Below are 21,221 nucleotides of genomic sequence, written 5' to 3'. Positions count from 1 at the left end.
ATAATCTGCTCTTCGCTGAACCTGCTTGCCTTCATCATCCGACTCCCTTGGTGGGCCGGACTCTACTCAAATCTGGAGGAAAACGCGGGGCTCAGACCATTCGGCCACGTTGAACTGAGCCTGCGCGAGGAAGAGCTGTGTTTCAGCCTGCGCGATATCTGTCCGCGTCAGTTCACCTGCTTCGCGCCGCGCCTTAACTTCATCCAGCGTCGCCGTGAGCTGCTTTAGGTTTGCGGCACGCAATCGCAACACCTCGGAATCGCGCCGGATGTCGGCATAGCTTGTGACGACTTGGAGAAGGATGTCGCCTTCGCCGCTTCGCAGTTGTTCGCGTCCTGCCCCGACCGCTGCTAAAGCTGCTTCGCGGTCTGCGGTGGCACGCCCCCCGGTGTAGAGGGGTTGTACTACGGAGACCCGTGCTTGCGTCGTCCGATCTGGAACGGTCCTGCCATATCCACCGACGATCTCGAAAGTGCTGGTAGGGTTCAATTCGGCGATTGCTTGCGCATAGTCCTCGTCGGTCGCCCGAAGCTGGTACCGCTGAGCTGCAAGTGCCGGTGCGGTTCGGTACGCCGCCTCAAGCGCGTCAGCAAGCGTTTCGGTTGGCTGCGGTTCAGGCTCGACGTCAAACGAAGGCAATTTCAAATGCTGTGACGTCCTTGTCGAACTCGTGCAGGTCGCGCGGGTACGACCGGCGCACTTTATCGCGATCGGATCCGCAGACGCGGTTCTGCCTGGACTGGACGCTCCGGAGTCCGCTCTATCCATCTCGACGAAGCCCGCGAGAAACGGCGCCGTCAGCATCACCAATAATTCGCCCGCCATCATCGCTCAACAAAACGCCTGTCCGGTACGCAGCCTCGCGCAATTGCAATATCGTGTAGCGATCGAAGCCCGCGGAATTGGAAATCGATAGGTTTGCGGCCAGGCTGTGGCTGGATGGTTACCTGGTTAGCTTCGACAAGCCGATCATATGGGATCCAAACGAGACTCAAGCTAGCATTGTCCATTCCCCCGCGATCAATCGGTACTTTCAGTGCCAAAAGTTGGGGAAGATCATTCCGGGTATGACGCGGCGCAGCGCCGTCTAAACGATAGACAGCCTCGCGGACGTCCCAACGCGGCCTGAAACGGAACGCAACAGCGCCGTTCGCATAAAACGCCCGGTTATTGACGGCGCGAAGCTTACATGTCTGTCCTTCCGAAAATGGATTTCGCGCAATTTCAAGAGCCCAGTCGTCAATTCTTGTCTTCGTGATAACAATTTTTGGGTGATGCGGCAAAAACTGCATCGCCCGACAATGCTCCACGAATGACAGCGCCATTATCACCGCTATGATCGGAAGTATGCGCATCGCCGTGATTCAGTCAGGCCGCTGCAGCGAAAATTCTAAGATAGCTGCGCCGGCGTTGCGGCCCCGAAGCACCAGCCCCTTGCCTACTGCCTCGGCTGAGCGGATTATTCCATCCGTACAAGGATAGATGGATCGCCAAAACAGGCTGTCGCCAAGACGATATCTATCAATGGATACTTTGGAACAAAAAACGCTTGAACGGGAGCTTTCAGCGCCGCACGGCTTTTGCACGGTTACAGCACGGTCCAATTGCGATTTGCGGCCGAGCGTCTTGTAGCTTCCCGAGAGGATCGAAATGCCAAGGGCGTCAGAGCGCGCCGCTGCGGTTGCACTGCCCCCACCCAACAGCATTATCTTATCTAGACAGATTATCGCTCTGGTTTTCAAAATATCACCATTCAAGTCCTCTATCACGAAATCTGCAGGCCGGTAATTGATAGTCTAGTTTTTTTGAGGGTACACCGGTTTATCATCTAGTTCGAAGGCGGGCGTCCGGCGTTCATTCGACAAAACGCGGCAAACGGGAATTAGGGGCCGACTTCAAGATCGGAGAAGGACGTTTTCTTCGGCAAAGACCGATGCGAAAGGCGACCGATAGGTTTCAGTAATGGCCGGGCGACTGCCATCGTTCGTGTCCATCCGAAACATTTGGGGGTATAAATGGGGGTATCTCGAAATATTGCCTATTAAAAAACATCGAAAAAATGCCGTTCTCTGATCATTTTGCGGTTCCCTTCACCTCCACCATTAGCGTTCGTCAACTTTTAAAGATTGATTAGGCGGCAGCTTCGGCGCGGGCTTCGAGCGCGGGGCGGTCGCGGATCGTGATGGCGCGCAGCCCCGGCAGCGCGATCAGCCCGGCGGCTTTCATCCGCGTGAGTTGGCGGCTCACCGTTTCAATCGTCAGGCCCAGTAATTCAGCGATCTGACCGCGCGTCAGCGGGAGATCGAACGTCACCGGGCCGTCGTCAGTCGCCCGGCAACCGGCGCTGCCGACACGGTCCGCCATGTCGAGCAGGAAACCGGCGACGCGCTCTTCGGCGGTGCGGCGTGCCAGCGTCAGCATGCGGCCACGGGCGTCTTCCAGCGCGGAAAAGGTCCTTTGCAGCAGCAATCGCTCCATCCGGACATGATCATGCAGCACGGTTTCAAACTGGCCGCGCGGGAACACGCAAAGTTCAGCATCAGTCAGCGCAGTGACGGTAAATCCAGCCTGATCGCCGAACAGCCGACCGACAAAATCAGCCGGGTAGAGCAGCCCGACCGTCTGTTCGCGGCCATCGCTGGTCGATGCGGACAGCTTCATCACCCCATCGAGCAGATTGGCGCAGATCACGCTTTCGTCGCCCGACCAGATCACCGTTTCCCCGCGCGCAACCTTGCGCCGCTGGCCGATGCTGTTGAGCGCCACCAATTCATCGTCGCTGAGCGCGCCACAGAGCGCACGATCACGAACGGCACATTCGGTACAGACGCGCGGCGACAAAGGGAGCTCCTATCCGACGCCATAGCAAATTTGCCACTGGCGCAGGGCACATAGCGGCTTTGGGAGGCGGCCCGTCAAGAGCCAGGCCAGCTATTCTTCCTCGTCAGCGAAGTCGCGTCGGGCACACGCGGCGTGGCAACCCATGGGACAATGGCGTTTTTGGCCATCATCGCGCTTGATCGGAATCGGGATAAGGTGCGCTGGATCGCCGCAAACCGCGATGAACATCGCCTCTGGCGCGGCCGCTGCACCCACCCCCGGCACACCGGCGAGGCTCAGGCCGACAACCGCCATGATCGCCAGCGACCCACCGCGCCGCTGGCTAGATCGCACTGCTGAAGCGCGTGGCAGAGTCGTGGCGGTACGGGTCGAGCGCAGCGGCGATGGTTCGCGCATAAGGCAGGCCCTTTGTTCGGATGACAAGGCGATGGTCGCGCCATTCGGCCAGCCCTGCATCGATATAGCATGCCAGCCGGTGTTCGGCCACAGACCGATCGGGTAAGGTGCTGAGATCGGCTGAACCCTGGCATAAGAGCTGTTCGATCGCGGTGCCGATCGCCTGATCGCGCCGGGAGCGTACCCAGCCACGTTCGGTCGCGAACTGGCCATTGGCGATACGCAGGTGATAGCGACCGGCGTTTTTCTCATTCTGCAGCAGCCAGCCGGGAAACTGGCTGATCGCGGAGGCGCCAAGCCCGATCAGGATATCGGCAGGATCTTCGGTAAAGCCCTGGAAATTGCGGCGCAGCTTGCCCGCCACCATCGCCGCCGCCAGTGCATCGCCCGGCAAGGCAAAATGATCAAAGCCGATCGGCTGATAGCCATCGCGCGTCAGCCGTTCATACGCAAACTCCGCCTGAGCGAAGCGCGAGAGCGAATCGGGCAGCGCTGAATCGTCAATCTGGCGCTGGCGCGCGATCAGATGGGGGACGTGCGCATAGCCAAATACCGCCAGCCGATCGGGCTGGAGTTCAAGCGCGGTATCGATCGTCGCGGCCAGTTTGACGACGGTCTGAAACGGCAGGCCGTACATCAGATCGAAGTTGATCGAGTTCACCCCCGCCGCGCGCAGCTGCGCGACCGTGCAGGCGATCATCTCCAACGGCTGAACGCGGCCAATCGCAGCCTGAATATCCGGATCAAAGGTCTGCACGCCCAGGCTGACGCGCGTGACCCCGTTGCGCCCCAGCGCCGCCGCCCAGCGCCAATCGAACCCGCGTGGATCAATCTCCACCGACATCACGGGATCGTCGAGCCGAAAGGCTTGCGACAAGCGCAGCATCAGCGTGTCGAAATCTTGCGGATCAAGCGCATTGGGGCTGCCCCCACCCCAGGCGATGCGCCGCACCCTGCCCCGCCCGCCCAGCGCTTTGCCGACCAGCTCAATTTCCTCGATCAGCCGGACCAGATAGGCCTGCACCCGCTGGGTGCGATTGGCCGCCCCGGTGTTGCACCCGCAATACCAGCACAGCTCGGCGCAATAGGGGATGTGCAGATAGAGCGAGATCGCCTCGTCCGCGCCGACGGTCGCCAGTGCTTGCGCCATGTGCGGCGGGCCGACGGCATTGTCGAACTCAGCGGCGGTGGGGAAGCTGGTGTAGCGGGGCACCGGCGTTGCGAGCAGATCGGGATGATAAGGCCACATGCCAGCGTGATTGCATCCGGTGCAGCCTTGCGAATTGACCCTGGTCAAAGACCTTCACTTGGGCCGCGCGCAGCGCCGCGCTCAACACCAGCGCGCCCGGCACGCAGACGGTAAAGACCCCGATCAGCCCGGTTGTGGTTGGTATGGGGTTTGACATTCGGTTGTCGAACGGAGCCGCATCGAGGCTTCAGGGGGCAGGCCGCGACGTCCGGCCCTTTTTGTGGGACCGATGATTGGGGGCGGATTGGATGGCCGGTTGCGCCCCTCACTGCGTCATTCAAATGATCCGACGACTGGTCTGGTAGCGGACGTTTATTGAGGCTGGGGTCCAGGTTGGGCCCGGATGCGAATGGTCACGAATGTTCGCACTGATGCGATGGTTTCGCCAAATGGTCATCAGGGGGGCAACCCTTTGGCGAGGCAGGCAGTGCTTCCCAATGGCGAAGAAAAGACGATCAACGGTGTGAAAGAGCGAGCGACGTGTAGCACGACTCGTTGTTGTAGGACAGGATTGGCCGGGTTCGCCCCAAGCTCGGACGTTACTGCTTCTCCTGTGCAACCTTAAAAGCTGGCGTTATGGTTGCCGTAGATGAACGGCGGAGGAAGCAAGGGTGACAAAGCTTTTTTCAACGCTGCGGTATCGCGACCCAAGGGCGGCAATCGACTGGCTTGAGCAGGCGTTTCAGTTTCAGCGGCATTTTGTAGCTGAGGAGGCTGGCGAAGTCGTTCATGCTCAGATGCGGTTTGGCGACGACATGATCATGCTCGGTCCAGATCATGCCGACGATAAATATGGGATGCACAGTCCGCTTGGACTTAATGGCACCAATCAATGCGTCTACGTCGCTGTGGCCGGCGATCTTGACGAAGCGGCCGACCGCGCGCGGTCGGCCGGTGCAACCATTGTTACTCCGCCCTATGATACGCCTTACGGATCCCGCGAATTCAGCTGCAAAGATTTAGAAGGGCATGTTTGGTCGTTTGGCACATATGCTGGCGAACCCCTCGCTTAGCAGCCCTTCCTCCCCTAACGCCTCTTTTGATCAATAACGTCGGCAAAGCCGAGCAGAAAACGATTGTCCGCTTCGGCACTTTGCCATCGCAAAACCTTCCAGACCACTTCCCACCATCGCCCGCCGCCCCGCGCCTACTCCCCATCCTCATCATCATTCAAAATCCTGAGCGCAGCCCCGTCCAAATCCTCGAACTGGCCCGATCTTGCCGCCCAGAAGAACGCCGCCAGCCCCAGCATCCCGAGCCCAAGCGCGACGGGCAGCAGCAGCGCGAGGATCGTCACTTGGCTGCCCCGCGCAGCCGCAGCGCGTTGGCGACCACGACCAGCGACGAGCCCGACATCGCCAGCGCGGCAATCAGCGGGGTGACCAGCCCGGCCATCGCCAGCGGCACCGCCAGGACATTATAGCCGATCGCCAGCACGAAATTCTGCCGCACCACCGCCATTGTCCGGCGCGCGGCGACAATTGCGATCGGCACCGCGCCGAGCTTGTCACCGAAAAAGACGAGATCGGCGGCGAGCTGGCCGACATCGCTGGCAGTGGCAGGGGCCATCGCGACATGCGCGCGTTTGAGCGCGGGGCCGTCGTTTAGGCCGTCGCCGACCATCAGCACGCGCTTGCCGAGCGCGGCCTGGCGTTCAATGAAGGCGAATTTATCGGCAGGCGACAGCTTCGCCACACCCATAATGCCCAAGTGTCGGGCGAGCGCCGCCACCGGCTCGGCCCGGTCGCCCGACAAGAGCTGCGGGGCGAAACCCATTGCCTTGAGCCGCGCCATCACCGCTGGCGCATCGGCGCGCATCGCATCAGCGAAGGCGATGATATGCGGCGGGCGATTACCCCAGCGGAATACCGTGGCGACCTGCGTGCCGGTGGCGTCGGCGCCGACCCAATCGGCGCTGCCCAGGCGTGCCCGCTCGCCGCCGATCATGGCTTCGACGCCGAGCCCGGCATGCTCCACCAGCGCACTCGCCGGGGCGGCCGTCACGCCCGCCAATGCTTCTTGCACTGCCACCGACAGCGGATGGCGGCTGGCCTGGGCGAGCGCCATCAGCGCTGCGCGTTCGGCGGGGCCTTCGGGCATGCCCGATATCGGCTCCAGCTTGGCTAGCGTCACGGTGCCGGTCTTGTCGAACAACACTGTGTCGGCTTCGGCGAGGCGTTCGAGTGCTGACCCGTCCTTGATCAATATCCCGGCGCGCATCAGCGATCCCGCTGCCACGACCTGCGCGATCGGCACGGCGAGCCCTAGTGCACAGGGGCACGTGATGATCAGCACCGCCACCGCAATAATCACTGACTGGTGCAGCCCGGCCCCGGCCAGCATCCAGCCGATAAAGCTGAGCGCCGCCAGGCTGTGGACGGCAGGCGCATAGAGCCGCGCCGCGCGATCAGCGATGCGGACATAACGTGACTTGCCCTGGCCCGCATTTTCCATGAGCCGGGCGATATCGGCGATCACGGTATCCATGCCGACTGCGGTCACACGGATGGTGAGCGGCGCATCGAGGCAGATCGTGCCCGCGAGGACCTTGTCGCCCGGCACCATATGTTCAGGCACGCTTTCGCCCGACACCAGCGCGCGATCGACATGCGCCTCGCCCGCCTGGATCGTGCCGTCGACGCCGATGCGCTCGCCCGCTGCCACCAGCACGCGCATGCCCGGCGCAATTTCGCTCGCCAGCCGCATTTCAGTGGTGCCATCGGGGCGCAGCACTTGCGCCTGCCCAGGCACACGGCGGAGCAAGGCCGCGACGCCGTCCTCGGCCTTGGCGCGCATCATGCTGTCGAGCAATCGCCCGGCGAGCAGGAAGAACAGCAGCATCAGCGCGCCGTCAAAATAGGCATGCGGCCCGCTGGTTGCGGTTTCGTAGAGGCTCATCGCGGTCGTCAGCACCACGCCGATCGAGATCGGGACGTCCATATTTGTATGGCCGTGCTTCAGCACCCGCCACGCGCTGCTGAAAAAAGGCCGGCCCGCATAGACGATCGCAGGAATGGCGATCAGCGCGGACAGCCAATGGAACAGGTCGCGCGTCGCCCCTTCCGCGCCGGACCAGTTGGAGACTGACAACAGCATGACGTTCATGGCGGCAAAGCCCGCCACGGCAAGCGCCTTGGTCAGGCGGCGGCTTTCCTCTCGCCCGGGCTGCGCGTCCTGCGCGCTGGCGCGGTGCGTCTTGAAGCCGAGTTCGGTGATCGCGCCTTCGATCGCCGCGTCGGCCAGGTCGGGCACATGCACCACGCGCACCAGCTTGGCGCCGAAATTGACGCGGGCCTGGACGACGCCCTCAAGCTTGCCCAGCGCGCCTTCGATCCGGGCGATGCAGGCCGCGCAGTGCATGCCCTCAACGATGAAGCGCGATTCGCTGGCCGCGCGATCAGCGACGATGGGCATGGCGGCGGTCATGCCTGCACCTCGTCCTCAAAGCGCGCCTGATGCCCGGCGGATATCAGCTCGATATGCAACAGCCAGCGCCCGCTTCGCAGCGCCTGGTCAGCGATATGATCAGTGGCGGTCCGGTGGAGCGCGATCCGCTGATCAGGCACGCGGCCCAGCGGATGGCGGGCGACAACGATCACGCGCGCGTCGAGCTGCTGGCCCGATGCGTCGGTTGCCACAATATGGAGCCGCCCCCTCGCATCGACACGCGGCACCGCGTGCCACCCCAGCGCCTTTTGCGCCGCAGCGTCCTTCAGCCAGCCATTATAGCGCTGGCTGGCGACATAGCTGTTTTCCACGACCACGCCGCCAAAAGTGCCGATCGCATAGCGCGCCATGATGATATTGACGGCGAGGATAAGCCCGAAAAAGCTGATCATGATCGCTGCCATGTGCCAGCCAGTGAAGGGGCGAGTCATTCTTGGTGCTCCTCGGTTTCGGGGCTGCCAAAGCGGGTGCCGTCAATCACGCTGCCGCCTTCGGCATCAAGCGCGCGCAAGCGAATGGCGATGTTGCTATGTTCCTCGCGCTGGGCCGGGGCCGCGACGAACAGTTGCACCGGGCGCACCTGATCGGCATCGACATGGACGTTGATCGATCGGGTCGCCGTCTTGCGATTTCCGGATTCGACCCAGATTACGCCCTGCGGCAGCCCCTCTAGCGAGACCGCGAAATCGCGCGGGCGGTTTTCCATGTTGCGCAGCTTCACGGTGTAGCTGTTGCGGATGGTGCCATCCGACAGCCGCACCCATTCCGGATTGCGGCTCTGCGCGACCGACAGATCAAGCCGAGCGCGGTTGCCGAGCACGAACAACATGCCAAGCCCGATCCCGCCCCAGATCAGCGAATAGATGATCGTACGCGGGCGCAGCACGCGCTTCATCGGTGGCTTGGGGGTGCCCCCTGCCCTGGCGATCCGCTCATCGGCGTCGCTGGTATAGCCGATCAGGCGCGGCGGGCGGCCGACCTTGGCCATCACCTCGTCACAAGCATCGATGCACAGGCCGCAAGTGATGCAGCCGATCTGCGGCCCTTCGCGAATATCGATGCCGGTCGGGCAGACCGCCACACAGGCATTGCAGTCAATACAGTCGCCGACCCGCGCGTCCGGGTTAGCGGCGAGTTCGGTCAAGTCGTGGGTCCGCTTCAACCCATGCGTGCGTGGCTCGCCGCGCCAGGCCTTATAGGTGACGCCGAGCGACTGTTCGTCCATCAGCGCTGCCTGGATGCGCGGCCAGGGGCACATGTAAATGCACACCTGCTCGCGCATCAGCCCGCCAAGGGTATAGGTGGTGAAGGTCAGGATGCCGACGGTTGCATAGGCGACGAACGGCGCGGTGCCGGTGAAGATCTGGTAAGCTAGGGTCGGCGCATCAGCGAAATAGAAGATCCACGCGCCCCCTGTCGCCAGCGCGATCAGCAGCCAGATGCTGTGCTTGGCGAGGCGTTTGCCGATCTTGGCCGGGGTCCAGCCCGATTTTTCGAGCCGGAACTGCGCGTTGCGATCCCCCTCGATCAGCCGTTCGACATGGACGAACAGATCGGTCCACACCGTTTGCGGGCAGGCATAGCCACACCAGGCGCGCCCGACCGCCGAGGTGACGAGGAACAACCCGATCCCCGCCATCACCAGCATGCCGGTGACATAGTAGAATTCGTTGGGCCAGATCTCGATCGAGAACAAATAGAAGCGGCGATGCGCGATATCGACCAAGGCCGCCTGATGCGGGGCATAGGGGCCGCGGTCCCAGCGGATCCAAGGCGTCAGATAATAGATCGCCAGCGTGACCGCCATGATCCCCCATTTCAGCCGCCGGAACGGCCCGTTGACGGCCTTGGGGAAGACCTTGCGGCGTGCTTCGAAGAAGCGCTCCTGCTCGATCAGGTCTTTAGGGTCTGACATTGGCGGCCGTCTGCTGGATGGGCGGCGGGGCCGGCGGCGCGGGGTTCGCCTCGCCACCACCCAGCGAATGGACATAGGTTGCAAGCATCTTGATCGTCACCGGATCGAGCCGGGTATTCCAGGCCGGCATGATGCCGTATCGGGCATTGGTGATCGTCTCGGTCAAGTTGGTACGGTCACCCCCATAGAGCCAGATGGCGTCGATGAGATTCGGCGCGCCAAACTCGCGATTGCCCTTGGCATTGTCGCCGTGACAAACGGCGCAATTGGCCGCGAACAGCGCCCCGCCTGCCCGCGCACTCGCGCTCATTGGCTCCTGGCGAGAAACCGCGCGGACATAGGACACGACCCGCTCAATCTGCGGCGCGGTCAAGATGCCGTCGCGGCCAAAGGCGGGCATTTGCGACATCCGCGTCGCATCGTCGCCGGGGTGGCGGATACCGTGGAGGAGCGTCTGCTCCAGCGTGGCGAGATCACCGCCCCAAAGCCAGTCATCATCGTTGAGATTGGGATAGCCCTTGCTCCCCGCCGCCCCTGAACCGTGGCACTGCACACAATTGATCTTGAACGCGGCGCGCCCGCCTTCTTCGGCCGCGCGAAGCAGATCAGGATGCGCCAGAATTTGTTCAACCGGCGTGCTGTCGATCCGCGCCAGCATCGGCCCCATCCGCTTTTGTTCAGCCGCCAGTTCCTTCCGGAACTCACCCCGGCTGGACCAGCCGAGCACCCCTGGGGTGGCGCTGGTCGCCATCGGGATCGCTGGATAGAGGATCACACAGATGACCGCGAAAACGATCGTGGCGTACAGAATGAACAGCCACCAGCGCGGCATCGGCGTGTCGAGTTCTTCAATCCCATCCCATTCATGGCCGACAAAGCCGGTCCCCGTCGCAGCGTCGATCCGCTGTTTATCGTCAGCCATGGGGCTGCTCCTCATCTTCCAGGATCATCACGGCGGCGCGGGCATGCGCGTCGCGGGCGCGGGGCAGGAAGGTCCAGCCGACCAACGTCAGGAACAGGACCACCGTCGCCACCAAGCCCCAACTGTCAGCGAACTGGCGCAAATTTTCATAGATCATTTGGCCTGCTCCTGTGCTTCGGCCGATTTGAAATCGATCTGATTGCCCAGGCCCTGAAGATAGGCGATCAGCGCATCCATCTCGGTCACGCGCTTGGGATCGCCATCGTAATCGCGGGCCTGCGCCTTGGGATAACGTTTGACGAACGCGGCGGTGTCGCCCTCGCCGGTCGCCTGCGTCTCGAAATCGGCAGCGGCCTGTTTGATCGCTTCATCGCTATAGGGAACCCCGACCCGCCGCAGCGCGACGAGGTGCGCGGCCATCGACTTCCCGTCGATCTCGCGCGTGGCGAGGAAGGCATAAGGCGGCATGATCGATTCAGGCACCACCGATTGCGGGTCCGTCAGATGCTGGACATGCCAGCCGTCCGAATAACGCCCGCCGGTGCGCGCCAGATCGGGCCCGGTGCGCTCAGATCCCCATTGGAAGGGGTGATCATACATGCTTTCCGCGGCCAGGCTGTAATGGCCGTACCGCTCGGTCTCATCGCGGAACGGGCGGATCATCTGGCTGTGACAGCCATAGCAACCTTCCCGCACATACACGTCGCGCCCGGCGAGTTCGAGCGGGGTATAGGGCCTGACCCCGTCAACCTTGACGACGGTCGACTGAATCCAGAACAGCGGCGCGATCTCAACGATGCCGCCAATTGCGACGGTGACCAGCGCCAGAACGCCAAGCAGCGTAACGTGCCGTTCGATGACCTTGTGGCGTTCGAAGATGGAGCTTGCCATGGGTTTAGTCCCTTATCTGGCGGCGAACGGGGCGAGCGGATGGTCCCGGCTCGCATCGAACGGTGTTTGGGTGAGCGGCGCCTCGTCGCGGAGCTTGCCGGCGATCGTCATCCAGAGATTGACGATCATCACCACGCCCCCGCTGAGGTAGAGCAGGCCGCCTGCCGCGCGGATCAGATAATAGGGATGCAGCGCCTGGACGACTTCGGCGAAGGAATAGACGAGAAAGCCGTCCGCCCCATATTCGCGCCACAACAAGCCCTGGGTGATGCCCGCCACCCACATCGATGCGGTGTAAAGCACGATCCCCAGCGTCGCGAGCCAGAAGTGCCAGTTGACCATCCGGAGCGAATAGAGCCGGGTTCGGCCCCATAGCCGCGGCGTCATGAAATAAAGCGCTGCGAAGGTGATCATCCCGTTCCAGCCGAGCGCACCCGAATGGACATGGCCGATCGTCCAGTTGGTGTAATGCGACAGAGAGTTGACGGCCTTCACCGACATCATCGGCCCTTCGAAGGTGCTCATCCCGTAAAAGGCGAGGCTGGCGACCATCATGCGGATGATGGGATCAGTGCGGATTTTGTCCCACGCGCCGTTGAGCGTCATCAGCCCGTTGATCATGCCGCCCCAGCTCGGCATCCACAGCATGATCGAAAAGACCATGCCCAATGTCTGCGCCCAATCGGGCAGCGCGGTGTAATGCAGGTGGTGCGGACCCGCCCAGATATAGAGGAAGATCAGCGACCAGAAATGCACGATCGACAGGCGATAGCTGTAGATCGGCCGCTCAGCCTGTTTGGGCACGAAATAATACATCATGCCCAGGAACCCGGCCGTCAGGAAAAAGCCGACCGCGTTGTGGCCGTACCACCACTGGGTCAGCGCATCCTGCACCCCGGCAAAGGCCGAATAGGATTTGGAGCCCAGGAACGACACCGGCATCGACAGGTTGTTGACCAGATGCAGCATCGCAATGGTGATGATGAACGCCAGGAAAAACCAGTTGGCGACATAGATATGCGGTTCTGACCGCTTCAGAATGGTGCCGGCGAAGACCACCAGATAGCTGACCCAGACGAGCGTCAGCCAGAGATCGACATACCATTCGGGCTCGGCATATTCGCGGCCCTCAGTCACGCCCATCAGATAGCCGGTGGCGGCCAGCACGATGAAGAGTTGGTACCCCCAGAACACGAAGCGGGCGAGCGCGGGCATGAACAACCGCGCCCGGCAGGTGCGCTGGACGATGTAGAAGCTCGAACAGATCAGCGCATTGCCGCCAAACGCAAAAATCACCGCTGAGGTGTGCAGCGGGCGCAACCGCCCAAAGGTGGTGAACTCCGTCGGGAAATTGAGCAGCGGAAAGGTGAGCTGCAGCGCGATGAACAGCCCGGCGGCAAACCCCACCACGCCCCAAAAGGCAGTGGCGATCACGCCCCAGCGGATCACCTCGTCATAATAGCGGCTGGTATCAACCGTTCGTGGGGCGCTGTCCCCGGCGCGATGGATCGACACAAAGGCTGTGATCAGCGCCGCCGTCGCGGCGATGCCCATATGAACGGCAAACCCCCAATCGACGGCGAGCATCGCACAACTGGCGGCAAATAGGGCAAGGATCATCCATATCCCCGCCCGAGCAACTATCGAATCCATCCCTGGTCCCTTCCCTTTGGACAATGCCGCTATGGACGGGCGAACCGAGCGGTCCCTTGATTTCGGTCAAACTGGTTGTCAGCAGATGGCGGTGTTTGAAAGCGGCCCAGATCCTCAATGCTCCCCGACCCGACAAGTTCCACGCGCCAAGGCTGAGGCCGCTTGTTTCAGGGGGATTGTGCGTAGGGCCTGGCGCGCCGCCATGGAGGGCCAAATAGTTCCGGCGATTTCGATCTCACCACCGTCATAGGGGAACGGCGGCTCGTAACGCTCTACACCCGCGCCCGGCAACGTGTGTCACGGCGACCAAAGGCCGGTCGGATGCCATGACCATGCCGGCTGGGCAAACGACCGACCATCCCCGAAACCACGCTATTTTTTCCAGATGACGGACAGGTCAGTCTTCGAAGACCAGATAGGCCAGCGCAATACATTAACCATGAATGCTGATTTGACGCCAAAAATGGTGAATTTAAACCGCCGTTGGCAAAAAACCTAAGTCATTATATTTTCTTTATAATATGATCATAATCATGATTCAGACGTTTATTTGATTGTAGGTTTTGCAAGATGATGAACCGAAGAAAAGTCGCAAAGATGATGCTCGCGGGATCGGTGCTTGCGATCCTGTCGGGTTGCGGTGAGGATTTTGGCAATCGCTATCCCACCTACCGCTATCGGTTGACGGTGGAGGTGGAAACGCCAGAGGGCTTGCGAACAGGGTCGAGCGTGATCGAGGTGACGACGCGGTTGGCAGGACCCTACAGCATTCCCAATCCGGGCCAGGTCCTTCATTCAAGTCGCGGCGAGGCCGTCAGCGTGGATCTCGGGCGGCGCGGCATCCTGTTTGCGCTCCTGCGTTCAGAGATGGCGGAAGGCTGGACCCACAATTTGATGTTCCTGCTGGCGCCGCCCGTGCCGCGTTCGGTCAACCGGGGCTTGCCCAATTCCAGCGACTTGGACTTCGATATGCGAATGAAGGCGACGCTTGCCCTGACCGGCGCCCGCGTCATCCCCCGAGACTTTGCTGAGTTTCCCGAGTCATGGCGTGAGCCTGGCAACCCGCCAACCGGATGGCCAATGATGGTCCGCTTCCGCGATCTCGCCGATCCCAAATCGGTCGAGAAGATCAATCCGGACGATCTCTCGGCGAGTTTTGGCGCGGGGGTTAAACTGCGGCGCATCACCGCCGAACGCACCGACGATCCCGTAACTTCAGGTATTTTGGCGCGATTGCCCTGGCTGAAACACACGGAGGGCTCGCTGACTGAGCACCCGCGCGACCCCAAGACTGGCGACTGGGTTCCAAGAAGCCAAACACCACTCAGCTCTCGTCTAACAGACGGTGATTTTGCGATCGGAATGGGCAAATGAATGCTGGCATATTCAGTTCGAGCAAGACGACCGATGGCTTCGCCAATTGGGCCGTCGCATGATCAACCGACGGGCCATCGCCGCCATGCTGCTGGCCGGGTCAATGATGGCGGCGCTGCCGGGCTGCGGCAATATATTGGGCAAGCAATATCCCACCTACCGGTATCGGCTGACGGTGGAGATCGACACGCCTGAGGGGCTGCGGACCGGGTCGAGCGTGATCGAGGTGCATACCGGCCGTGCCTGGCAGTACAGCATTCCCAACCCCGGCATGCTTTGGATTTCCACTCGCGGCGAGGCCGTCAGCGTGGATCTCGGGCGGCGCGGCGTCCTGTTTGCGCTATTGCGTTCGGAGCAATTAATAGACTGGGCGTCGACGGTGTTGTTTCTCGCCGCGCCGCAGGTACCGCTTGCTACGACTCGTGGCTTACCAAATTCAAGCCACCTGGACTTCGACCTGCGCTTCAAGGCAGCGCTCGCGCTTGCCGGTGCGCAGGTGATCCCCCGCGATTATCCGGACAGGATTGGATCAAGGCACAAACCCGGCGACCCGCCAAGCGCCTGGCCGATGATGGTCCGCTTCCGCGATCTCGCCGATCCCAAATCGGTCGAGAAGATCAATCCGGACGATCTCTCCGCGAGTTTTGGCGCGGGGGTTAAACTGCGGCGCATCACCGCCGAACGCACCGACGATCCCGTAACTTCGGGTATTTTGGCGCGATTGCCCTGGCTCGATAGCGCTACGCCAAAAAGCCTTGACGATGATTTCGAACCTACCACGACCCCAACATTTGCCCAGCGCATCGCCTTTAGTGACTTCGTCAAGGAGCGTCATCAATGAACAATGACGTCCTCATGGCCCTACTGACGATGGACTCTTATAATCGAGGTTCGCGCCCGGGGATCAATGATCTATTGGATATTCGGACCCTCGGGTCAGTGGCGCTTCGCGGATAGGCGCCTTTGGGGCATCGCACCGAACCCAGGCGCAGCGCGAAGCGGGCTACTGGCTAAATGCCGCCCTCGGTCACCACCCAGCCGCTCGCCACCAGCGTATCGGTCAGCGCGCCGACACAGCCATCGACCAGCACCTGATCAGTCGCGCGCACGACAAAATTTGCGCCGACCCGGCCTTCGCGAAAAAACGGATAGCTGCCGATCGCCACGCCATCATGGCTGCGTTCGGCCTCGCGCAAAATGTCAGACACTTCGCTTTCGGCGACCCAGCAGCCAATCGTTCGCGACAGGACGGGCAGGCCGCCTTCCAGGGTGCCAGTCAGCGCATCGAGCATGCCGGCGGTGATGTGCGGGACGCCAGCCATCACGAAGATGTTGCCAATACGAATACCCGGCGCGCCCGACATGCGGTTTTCGATCAGATCGGCGCCGTCTGGCACCCGCGCCATCCGCTTGCGCGCCTCGGTCAACCCACCGCGCGTTTCATAATAGCGATTGAGCACGGCAAGCGCGCGCGGGTGATGCACCACCGCCACCCCCAGTGCTTCGGCTATCGCATCGACCGTGATGTCGTCATGCGTCGGCCCGATGCCGCCGGTCGTGAACAGATAATCATTGCGCGCGCGCAGGATATTGACCGCCTCGACAATCGCGTCGGTTTTGTCTGCCACCACGCGCACTTCGGCCAGGCGAATGCCCTGGACGTTCAGCCAGGCGGCAATCTGCGCGACATTTTTGTCCTGAGTGCGCCCCGACAGGATTTCGTCGCCAATCACGACAAGGGCGGCAGTCCAGATGCGGGAGGTGGCGGCAATGGTCATCCGCGCCGCATAGCGTAACCCCGCCCCCCTCGCAAAGCCTGCACGATCACGCTATATTGAAATGATGACTGTCTACGAAAATGTAACCGCCCAGGCACCGATGACGCGCACCGGCGCGATCAAGCTGCACGATTCATCTGGCTTTGAAGGCATGCGCCGGGCCGGCCGCCTCGCCGCCGAAACGCTCGACATGCTGGTGCCGCATGTCGTGCCCGGTGTGACCACGGCGGCGATCGACGATCTTGTCCGCACATTCATCATGGCGGGTGGCGGCGTTCCCGCAACGATTGGCTATCGCGGCTATACCCATAGCTGCTGCATCTCGATCAATCATGTCGTCTGCCACGGCATTCCCAGCGAAAAGACGCTGAAGGACGGCGACATCGTCAATATCGACGTGACCCCGTTGCTTGACGGCTGGCACGGTGATTCGAGCCGCATGTATCTGGTCGGCGACGTCCCCTTAAAGGCCAGACGGCTGGTCGACGTCACCTATGAATGCCTGATGCTCGGCATCGAAAAGGCCCGCCCCGGCAACACGCTCGGCGATGTTGGCTATGCCATTCAGGCGCATGCCGAGCGGCATCGTTATGGCGTTGTGCGCGATTTCTGTGGTCACGGCGTCGGCCGCCTGTTTCATGACGCGCCCGAAGTCGTCCATGTCGGTCGCCCCGGCACTGGGCCGGAATTGCGCCCCGGCATGTTCTTCACGATCGAACCGATGATCAATATCGGCCGCCCCGATGTAAAAATGCTCGACGATGGCTGGACGGCGGTGACGCGCGACCGATCGCTCTCCGCCCAATTCGAACATTCGATCGGCATCACCGAAGACGGCTGCGAGATTTTCACCACGAGTCCAAAGGGCCTGCATCAGCCGCCTTATTGAGCTCGGGGCCAGGACGCGCGGGGCCAGGACGTTTAGGGCCGAGAAGCCTGACGCTGTGCGCCGAGTGCCCCGATGCCCAACCAGAAGCCGATAATCGGGCTCATTGACATGCCGACCAGCGGCACCGGGAAGGCCCCGATCGCTGGGGCGATGGCGGTACCTGCCAGATAGGCTGCGAGCGCCAGAGCCGTGGCCCGATTCGACCGAAAACCGCTTAAGATCGGCGCGGCTGTCGCGAGCGTGAGCGCCACGACCGCGACGGCCGCAACCACCGGCGCCCGTTGCCATGCCAGGCCGATAATGCCTTCAACCTCGGCAACGCTTATCAATGGATCCGGGCGGGACCAGGCGATCATGCCCAGTACGGCCACGACCGCGACTGATGCCAACGCCCCCGGCGTGCGCTTGCCCGCCAGCAGCAAAATGATTGCAGCGACGGCAAAGCCGCTTGCCTGCGACGCATCGGGCTGCGCCACCAGCAACAGCAGGACGGCGATCATGGCGATGGGGCCCCATACCCGTTGGCCCAGCACCACAATCATCAGCGGCAGGACGATCGCCGCCGCATTGATCCGAATCGCACCAACGACAATCCAGCGATGGACGCCCTGCAACCCCGGATCAGCAAAGCATGCCGCCAGCAGCAACAGGGCAATGACGGTCACGATAAGCGGCGCGATGCCCGCCAGGCGCTGCTCGCCGCGCGATCCAGACCAACCCATGGCGATCGCTATGACCAAGCCGACCAGCCAGGCCGCGATCATGCGGCCCCATACCCCGATCGCCACCCCGGCATCAGCCGCCGTCCAGCATCCAGCTAGAACCGCGACCAGCGAAGCCGCCCCAAAAAAGCCGAGCAAGGATTGGCGCAATTTGGTCGTCAACGGCTGATCCCTTTTCGCATCGCCCCCGTCGCCACGGCGCGTGCCGCAAAATAGGGCAGATGCTGGCCGATTGCACGACGGTTGGGCACGCCACCAGCGACAATGGCGCTCAAATCCTTACTCTCCCTCCTCTCGCACCCTTGGCACGCTTGTTGTAAGGGATACCGACAGGCAGAGGCGTCACCTTCAAAAAAAATCGGGGCACAGCGTGAAAAAGATCGAAGCGATCATCAAACCCTTCAAGCTCGATGAAGTGAAGGAGGCGCTGCACGAAGTGGGCGTCAGCGGCATCACCGTTACCGAGGCCAAGGGCTTTGGTCGGCAAAAGGGCCATACCGAGCTGTATCGCGGTGCCGAATATGTCGTTGATTTCCTGCCCAAGGTGAAGCTGGAGGTGGTCGTGGAAGACGCCATGGCCGACCGCGTGGTCGAGGCGATCGCTGCGGCTGCACAGACCGGGCGGATCGGCGACGGCAAGATTTTCGTTATTCCGGTTGAAACCGTGCTGCGCATCCGCACCGGCGAGCGTGACGAAAACGCGATTTGACGCAGCGCAGCATTATGTGAAAAGTACGCATTGCGCCGCAACATGATTCTCCGGTCCGCCGGTGAGACAATTTAATTCGAAAGGGCAAGACCAATGGCCAACGACGCCGGCAAAATCCTGAAAATGATCAAGGACGACGAGATTGAGTGGGTCGATCTTCGCTTTACCGATCCCAAGGGCAAGTGGCAGCATCTGACGATGGTCTCGTCAGTGATCGGCGAGGACGAGCTGACCGACGGCCTGATGTTCGACGGTTCCTCGATTGAGGGCTGGAAGGCGATCAACGAATCGGACATGATCCTCAAGCCCGATCTGGACGCGGTTTATGTCGATCCATTCTCGGCCACGCCGATGATGATCCTGTTCTGCGACGTCGTCGAACCATCGACCGGCGCGCTCTATGCCCGCGATCCGCGATCGACCGCCAAGCGTGCCGAGCAATATTTGCTAACGACTGGCATCGGCGACACCGTCTATGTCGGCCCCGAAGCCGAATTCTTCATGTTCGATGATGTCCGCTTCGAAAACAGCTATTCGACCAGCTATTACAAGATCGACGACATCGAACTGCCCGGCAACACCGGTCGCGAATATGAGGGCGGCAATCTCGGCCATCGCCCCCGCGCCAAGGGCGGCTATTTCCCGGTTGCGCCGGTCGATAGCGCCGTCGACATCCGTGGCGAGATGGTCTCGACGATGATCGAGATGGGCCTGCCATGCGACAAGCATCACCACGAAGTCGCCGCCGCGCAGCATGAGCTCGGCCTGACCTTCGGCACGCTCGTCACCACGGCGGACCGGATGCAGATCTATAAGTACGTCGTCCACCAGGTCGCACACGCTTATGGCAAGACCGCAACCTTCATGCCGAAGCCGATCAAGGAAGATAATGGGTCGGGCATGCACACCCACATCTCGATCTGGGAAAAGGGCCAGCCGCTTTTTGCGGGCAATGGCTATGCCGGCCTCAGCGACATGTGCCTGTATTTCATTGGCGGTGTCATCAAGCACGCCAAGTCGCTGAACGCCTTCACCAACCCGTCGACCAACAGCTACAAGCGGCTGGTCCCGGGTTATGAAGCGCCGGTGCTGCTGGCCTATTCGAGCCGCAACCGTTCGGCGTCGTGCCGCATCCCTTACGGCACGGGCAGCAAGGCCAAGCGCGTCGAGTTCCGTTTCCCGGACGCGCTCGCCAACCCGTATCTCTGCTATTCGGCGCTGCTGATGGCGGGGCTGGACGGCATCCAGAACCGCATCCATCCGGGCGAGCCGATGGACAAGAACCTGTACGACCTGCCGCCCGCCGAGCTCGAGCTGGTCCCGACGGTGTGTGGTTCGCTGCGGGAGGCGCTCGACAGCCTTGAGGCGGATATGGACTATCTGCTCAAGGGCGATGTGTTCTCCAAGGACCAGATCGAAGCCTATATCGAGATCAAGCGCGCTGACGTCGCCCGTTGGGAAATGACGCCGAGCCCGGTTGAATATGACATGTATTACAGCTCGTAATCCACGCGATCACGACAAAAGCCGAAGCGCCCGGGGTGGGAACATCCCGGGCGCTTTGCGTTGGGGCTTCCCTCTACCGCCCAATTCGCTACGCCTGCCCGCCGCAACCCTTTCCAGGAGCCCCCATGCAATTTGACGACGTCATGCTCGGCCGCCGCAGCATCCGCGGCTACAAGCCCGATCCCGTTCCCCGCGCGCTGATTGAGGAAATTCTGGCCATCGCCATGCGGGCGCCGTCATCAATGAATACGCAGCCGTGGAATTTCTACGTCATCACCGGCGAACCGCTGGATCGCATTCGGGCGGGCAATACCGAACGGACGCTGGCCGGCGTGCCGCAATCGCGCGAGTTCCGGACGGGCCAGGCGTTTGCGGGCCAGCACCGCGACCGGCAGATCGGCGTCGCCAAGCAGCTCTTCTCCGCAATGGGCATCGCCCGCGATGATCAGGAGATGCGCCAGGATTGGGTGCTGCGCGGCTTCCGCCAGTTTGATGCGCCCGTCTGCGTCATCATCACTTATGACAAGGTCCTCGACGGTAGCGACGATACCCCATTTGATTGCGGTGCGGTTGCGACCGCGCTGGTCAACGCCGCCTGGTCGCGTGGGCTGGGCACGGTGATCAACAGCCAGGGGATCATGCAATCGCCCGTGGTGCGCGAGCATGCGGGCATTGCCGATGATCAAGTGATCATGAAGAGCATCGCGCTGGGCTGGCCCGACGATAGCTTTCCCGCCAATGCAGTGGTCTCAACGCGCAAGACGGTTGATGAAGCGGCGGTATTTGTGGGGTTTGAGGAATAGGCCCAGCCAGCCTGCTTCCGCCCCCCGCTCCAACCCCCGCATTGGCCACCGCCACCTGCGTCAGCGCCCCCCATCACCTGAACCTGCCCCGCCCCAATTATCGGGGCGGGGCAGTGGTGAGGGCAA

22 protein-coding genes are annotated in these 21,221 nt (G+C 61.8%); 7 read left to right on the top strand and 15 right to left on the bottom strand.

From position 1 onward, the window contains the following. Window positions 1-66: 66 nt before the first annotated feature. The 5 genes from B7Y43_RS08945 to hemN all read right to left on the bottom strand — a co-directional run bounded on the left by B7Y43_RS08945 (window position 67) and on the right by hemN (window position 4,486). Window positions 67-828, bottom strand: coding sequence for a TolC family protein (locus B7Y43_RS08945; RefSeq protein WP_374131292.1), 762 nt, complete (start codon window positions 826-828; stop codon window positions 67-69). Then, on the bottom strand, window positions 825-1,325 hold the full coding sequence (locus B7Y43_RS08940) for a hypothetical protein (protein ID WP_374131291.1): 501 nt from the start codon (window positions 1,323-1,325) through the stop codon (window positions 825-827). The genes B7Y43_RS08945 and B7Y43_RS08940 overlap by 4 nt, the downstream gene beginning before the upstream one ends. A gap of 805 nt (window positions 1,326-2,130) precedes the next feature. Beyond that, window positions 2,131-2,841: a Crp/Fnr family transcriptional regulator gene (locus tag B7Y43_RS08935; RefSeq protein WP_374131290.1), complete on the bottom strand. Its 711-nt coding sequence runs from the start codon at window positions 2,839-2,841 to the stop codon at window positions 2,131-2,133. Between the two features lie 90 nt (window positions 2,842-2,931). Beyond that, complete coding sequence (locus B7Y43_RS08930) at window positions 2,932-3,174, bottom strand: hypothetical protein (protein ID WP_374131289.1); 243 nt, start codon at window positions 3,172-3,174, stop codon at window positions 2,932-2,934. Beyond that, window positions 3,164-4,486 (bottom strand): oxygen-independent coproporphyrinogen III oxidase, encoded by a 1,323-nt coding sequence (gene hemN, locus B7Y43_RS08925; RefSeq protein ID WP_374131288.1) that lies wholly within the window; start codon window positions 4,484-4,486, stop codon window positions 3,164-3,166. The genes B7Y43_RS08930 and hemN overlap by 11 nt, the downstream gene beginning before the upstream one ends. Window positions 4,487-5,097: 611 nt before the next feature. On the opposite strand from hemN, the gene B7Y43_RS08920 reads away from it, so the two are divergent. Beyond that, the gene (locus B7Y43_RS08920; RefSeq protein WP_374131287.1) at window positions 5,098-5,499 is read left to right on the top strand and encodes a VOC family protein; all 402 of its coding nucleotides are present in this window, start codon (window positions 5,098-5,100) and stop codon (window positions 5,497-5,499) included. Between the two features lie 134 nt (window positions 5,500-5,633). Here B7Y43_RS08920 and ccoS read toward each other — a convergent pair whose 3' ends face one another. The 8 genes from ccoS to ccoN are packed head-to-tail and all read right to left on the bottom strand — an operon-like array spanning window position 5,634 to window position 13,314. Beyond that, window positions 5,634-5,783 (bottom strand): cbb3-type cytochrome oxidase assembly protein, encoded by a 150-nt coding sequence (ccoS, locus tag B7Y43_RS08915; RefSeq protein ID WP_374131286.1) that lies wholly within the window; start codon window positions 5,781-5,783, stop codon window positions 5,634-5,636. Continuing rightward, window positions 5,780-7,912 (bottom strand): heavy metal translocating P-type ATPase, encoded by a 2,133-nt coding sequence (locus B7Y43_RS08910; protein WP_374131285.1) that lies wholly within the window; start codon window positions 7,910-7,912, stop codon window positions 5,780-5,782. Before B7Y43_RS08910 ends, ccoS begins: the two co-directional genes overlap by 4 nt. Further along, complete coding sequence (locus tag B7Y43_RS08905) at window positions 7,909-8,364, bottom strand: FixH family protein (RefSeq protein WP_374131284.1); 456 nt, start codon at window positions 8,362-8,364, stop codon at window positions 7,909-7,911. The genes B7Y43_RS08910 and B7Y43_RS08905 overlap by 4 nt, the downstream gene beginning before the upstream one ends. Then, the gene (gene ccoG / locus B7Y43_RS08900; RefSeq protein ID WP_374131283.1) at window positions 8,361-9,848 is read right to left on the bottom strand and encodes a cytochrome c oxidase accessory protein CcoG; all 1,488 of its coding nucleotides are present in this window, start codon (window positions 9,846-9,848) and stop codon (window positions 8,361-8,363) included. Before ccoG ends, B7Y43_RS08905 begins: the two co-directional genes overlap by 4 nt. Continuing rightward, window positions 9,835-10,770: a cytochrome-c oxidase, cbb3-type subunit III gene (gene ccoP, locus B7Y43_RS08895; protein ID WP_374131282.1), complete on the bottom strand. Its 936-nt coding sequence runs from the start codon at window positions 10,768-10,770 to the stop codon at window positions 9,835-9,837. Before ccoP ends, ccoG begins: the two co-directional genes overlap by 14 nt. Next, complete coding sequence (locus tag B7Y43_RS08890; RefSeq protein WP_374131281.1) at window positions 10,763-10,927, bottom strand: cbb3-type cytochrome c oxidase subunit 3; 165 nt, start codon at window positions 10,925-10,927, stop codon at window positions 10,763-10,765. The genes ccoP and B7Y43_RS08890 overlap by 8 nt, the downstream gene beginning before the upstream one ends. Further along, window positions 10,924-11,661, bottom strand: a complete 738-nt coding sequence (ccoO, locus tag B7Y43_RS08885) for a cbb3-type cytochrome c oxidase subunit II (protein ID WP_374131280.1) — start codon at window positions 11,659-11,661, stop codon at window positions 10,924-10,926. The genes B7Y43_RS08890 and ccoO overlap by 4 nt, the downstream gene beginning before the upstream one ends. A 12-nt stretch (window positions 11,662-11,673) precedes the next feature. Beyond that, the gene (gene ccoN, locus B7Y43_RS08880; protein ID WP_374131279.1) at window positions 11,674-13,314 is read right to left on the bottom strand and encodes a cbb3-type cytochrome c oxidase subunit I; all 1,641 of its coding nucleotides are present in this window, start codon (window positions 13,312-13,314) and stop codon (window positions 11,674-11,676) included. A 615-nt stretch (window positions 13,315-13,929) separates the two neighbouring features. On the opposite strand from ccoN, the gene B7Y43_RS08875 reads away from it, so the two are divergent. Both B7Y43_RS08875 and B7Y43_RS08870 read left to right on the top strand, forming a co-directional pair. Next, window positions 13,930-14,688, top strand: coding sequence for a hypothetical protein (locus B7Y43_RS08875; RefSeq protein ID WP_374131278.1), 759 nt, complete (start codon window positions 13,930-13,932; stop codon window positions 14,686-14,688). Window positions 14,689-14,746: 58 nt separating this feature from the next. Then, on the top strand, window positions 14,747-15,529 hold the full coding sequence (locus tag B7Y43_RS08870) for a hypothetical protein (RefSeq protein WP_374131277.1): 783 nt from the start codon (window positions 14,747-14,749) through the stop codon (window positions 15,527-15,529). A 169-nt stretch (window positions 15,530-15,698) separates the two neighbouring features. Here B7Y43_RS08870 and B7Y43_RS08865 read toward each other — a convergent pair whose 3' ends face one another. After that, window positions 15,699-16,466 (bottom strand): competence/damage-inducible protein A, encoded by a 768-nt coding sequence (locus B7Y43_RS08865; protein WP_374131276.1) that lies wholly within the window; start codon window positions 16,464-16,466, stop codon window positions 15,699-15,701. 64 nt (window positions 16,467-16,530) lie between these two features. Between B7Y43_RS08865 and map the strand changes: the two genes are divergently transcribed. Next, complete coding sequence (map, locus tag B7Y43_RS08860) at window positions 16,531-17,355, top strand: methionyl aminopeptidase (RefSeq protein WP_374131298.1); 825 nt, start codon at window positions 16,531-16,533, stop codon at window positions 17,353-17,355. 32 nt (window positions 17,356-17,387) lie between these two features. Here the strand turns inward: map and B7Y43_RS08855 are convergent, their stop codons facing one another. Continuing rightward, window positions 17,388-18,239: a hypothetical protein gene (locus tag B7Y43_RS08855; RefSeq protein ID WP_374131275.1), complete on the bottom strand. Its 852-nt coding sequence runs from the start codon at window positions 18,237-18,239 to the stop codon at window positions 17,388-17,390. A 208-nt stretch (window positions 18,240-18,447) separates the two neighbouring features. Between B7Y43_RS08855 and B7Y43_RS08850 the strand changes: the two genes are divergently transcribed. From B7Y43_RS08850 to B7Y43_RS08840, 3 genes are all read left to right on the top strand, one after another. Continuing rightward, on the top strand, window positions 18,448-18,786 hold the full coding sequence (locus B7Y43_RS08850; RefSeq protein ID WP_374127727.1) for a P-II family nitrogen regulator: 339 nt from the start codon (window positions 18,448-18,450) through the stop codon (window positions 18,784-18,786). A 93-nt stretch (window positions 18,787-18,879) separates the two neighbouring features. Further along, window positions 18,880-20,292 carry a type I glutamate--ammonia ligase gene (gene glnA / locus B7Y43_RS08845; protein WP_374131274.1) on the top strand — a complete coding sequence of 471 codons (1,413 nt, stop codon included), beginning with the start codon at window positions 18,880-18,882 and terminating at the stop codon, window positions 20,290-20,292. Window positions 20,293-20,417: 125 nt separating this feature from the next. Further along, window positions 20,418-21,095 carry a nitroreductase gene (locus tag B7Y43_RS08840; RefSeq protein WP_374131273.1) on the top strand — a complete coding sequence of 226 codons (678 nt, stop codon included), beginning with the start codon at window positions 20,418-20,420 and terminating at the stop codon, window positions 21,093-21,095. Window positions 21,096-21,221: the final 126 nt, after the last annotated feature.

It is taken from the genome of Sphingomonas sp. 28-62-20 (genome assembly GCF_002281505.1).
The sequence above is the reverse complement of the archived record's forward strand: the minus strand, read 5'-3'. Positions and strand labels throughout refer to the sequence as shown.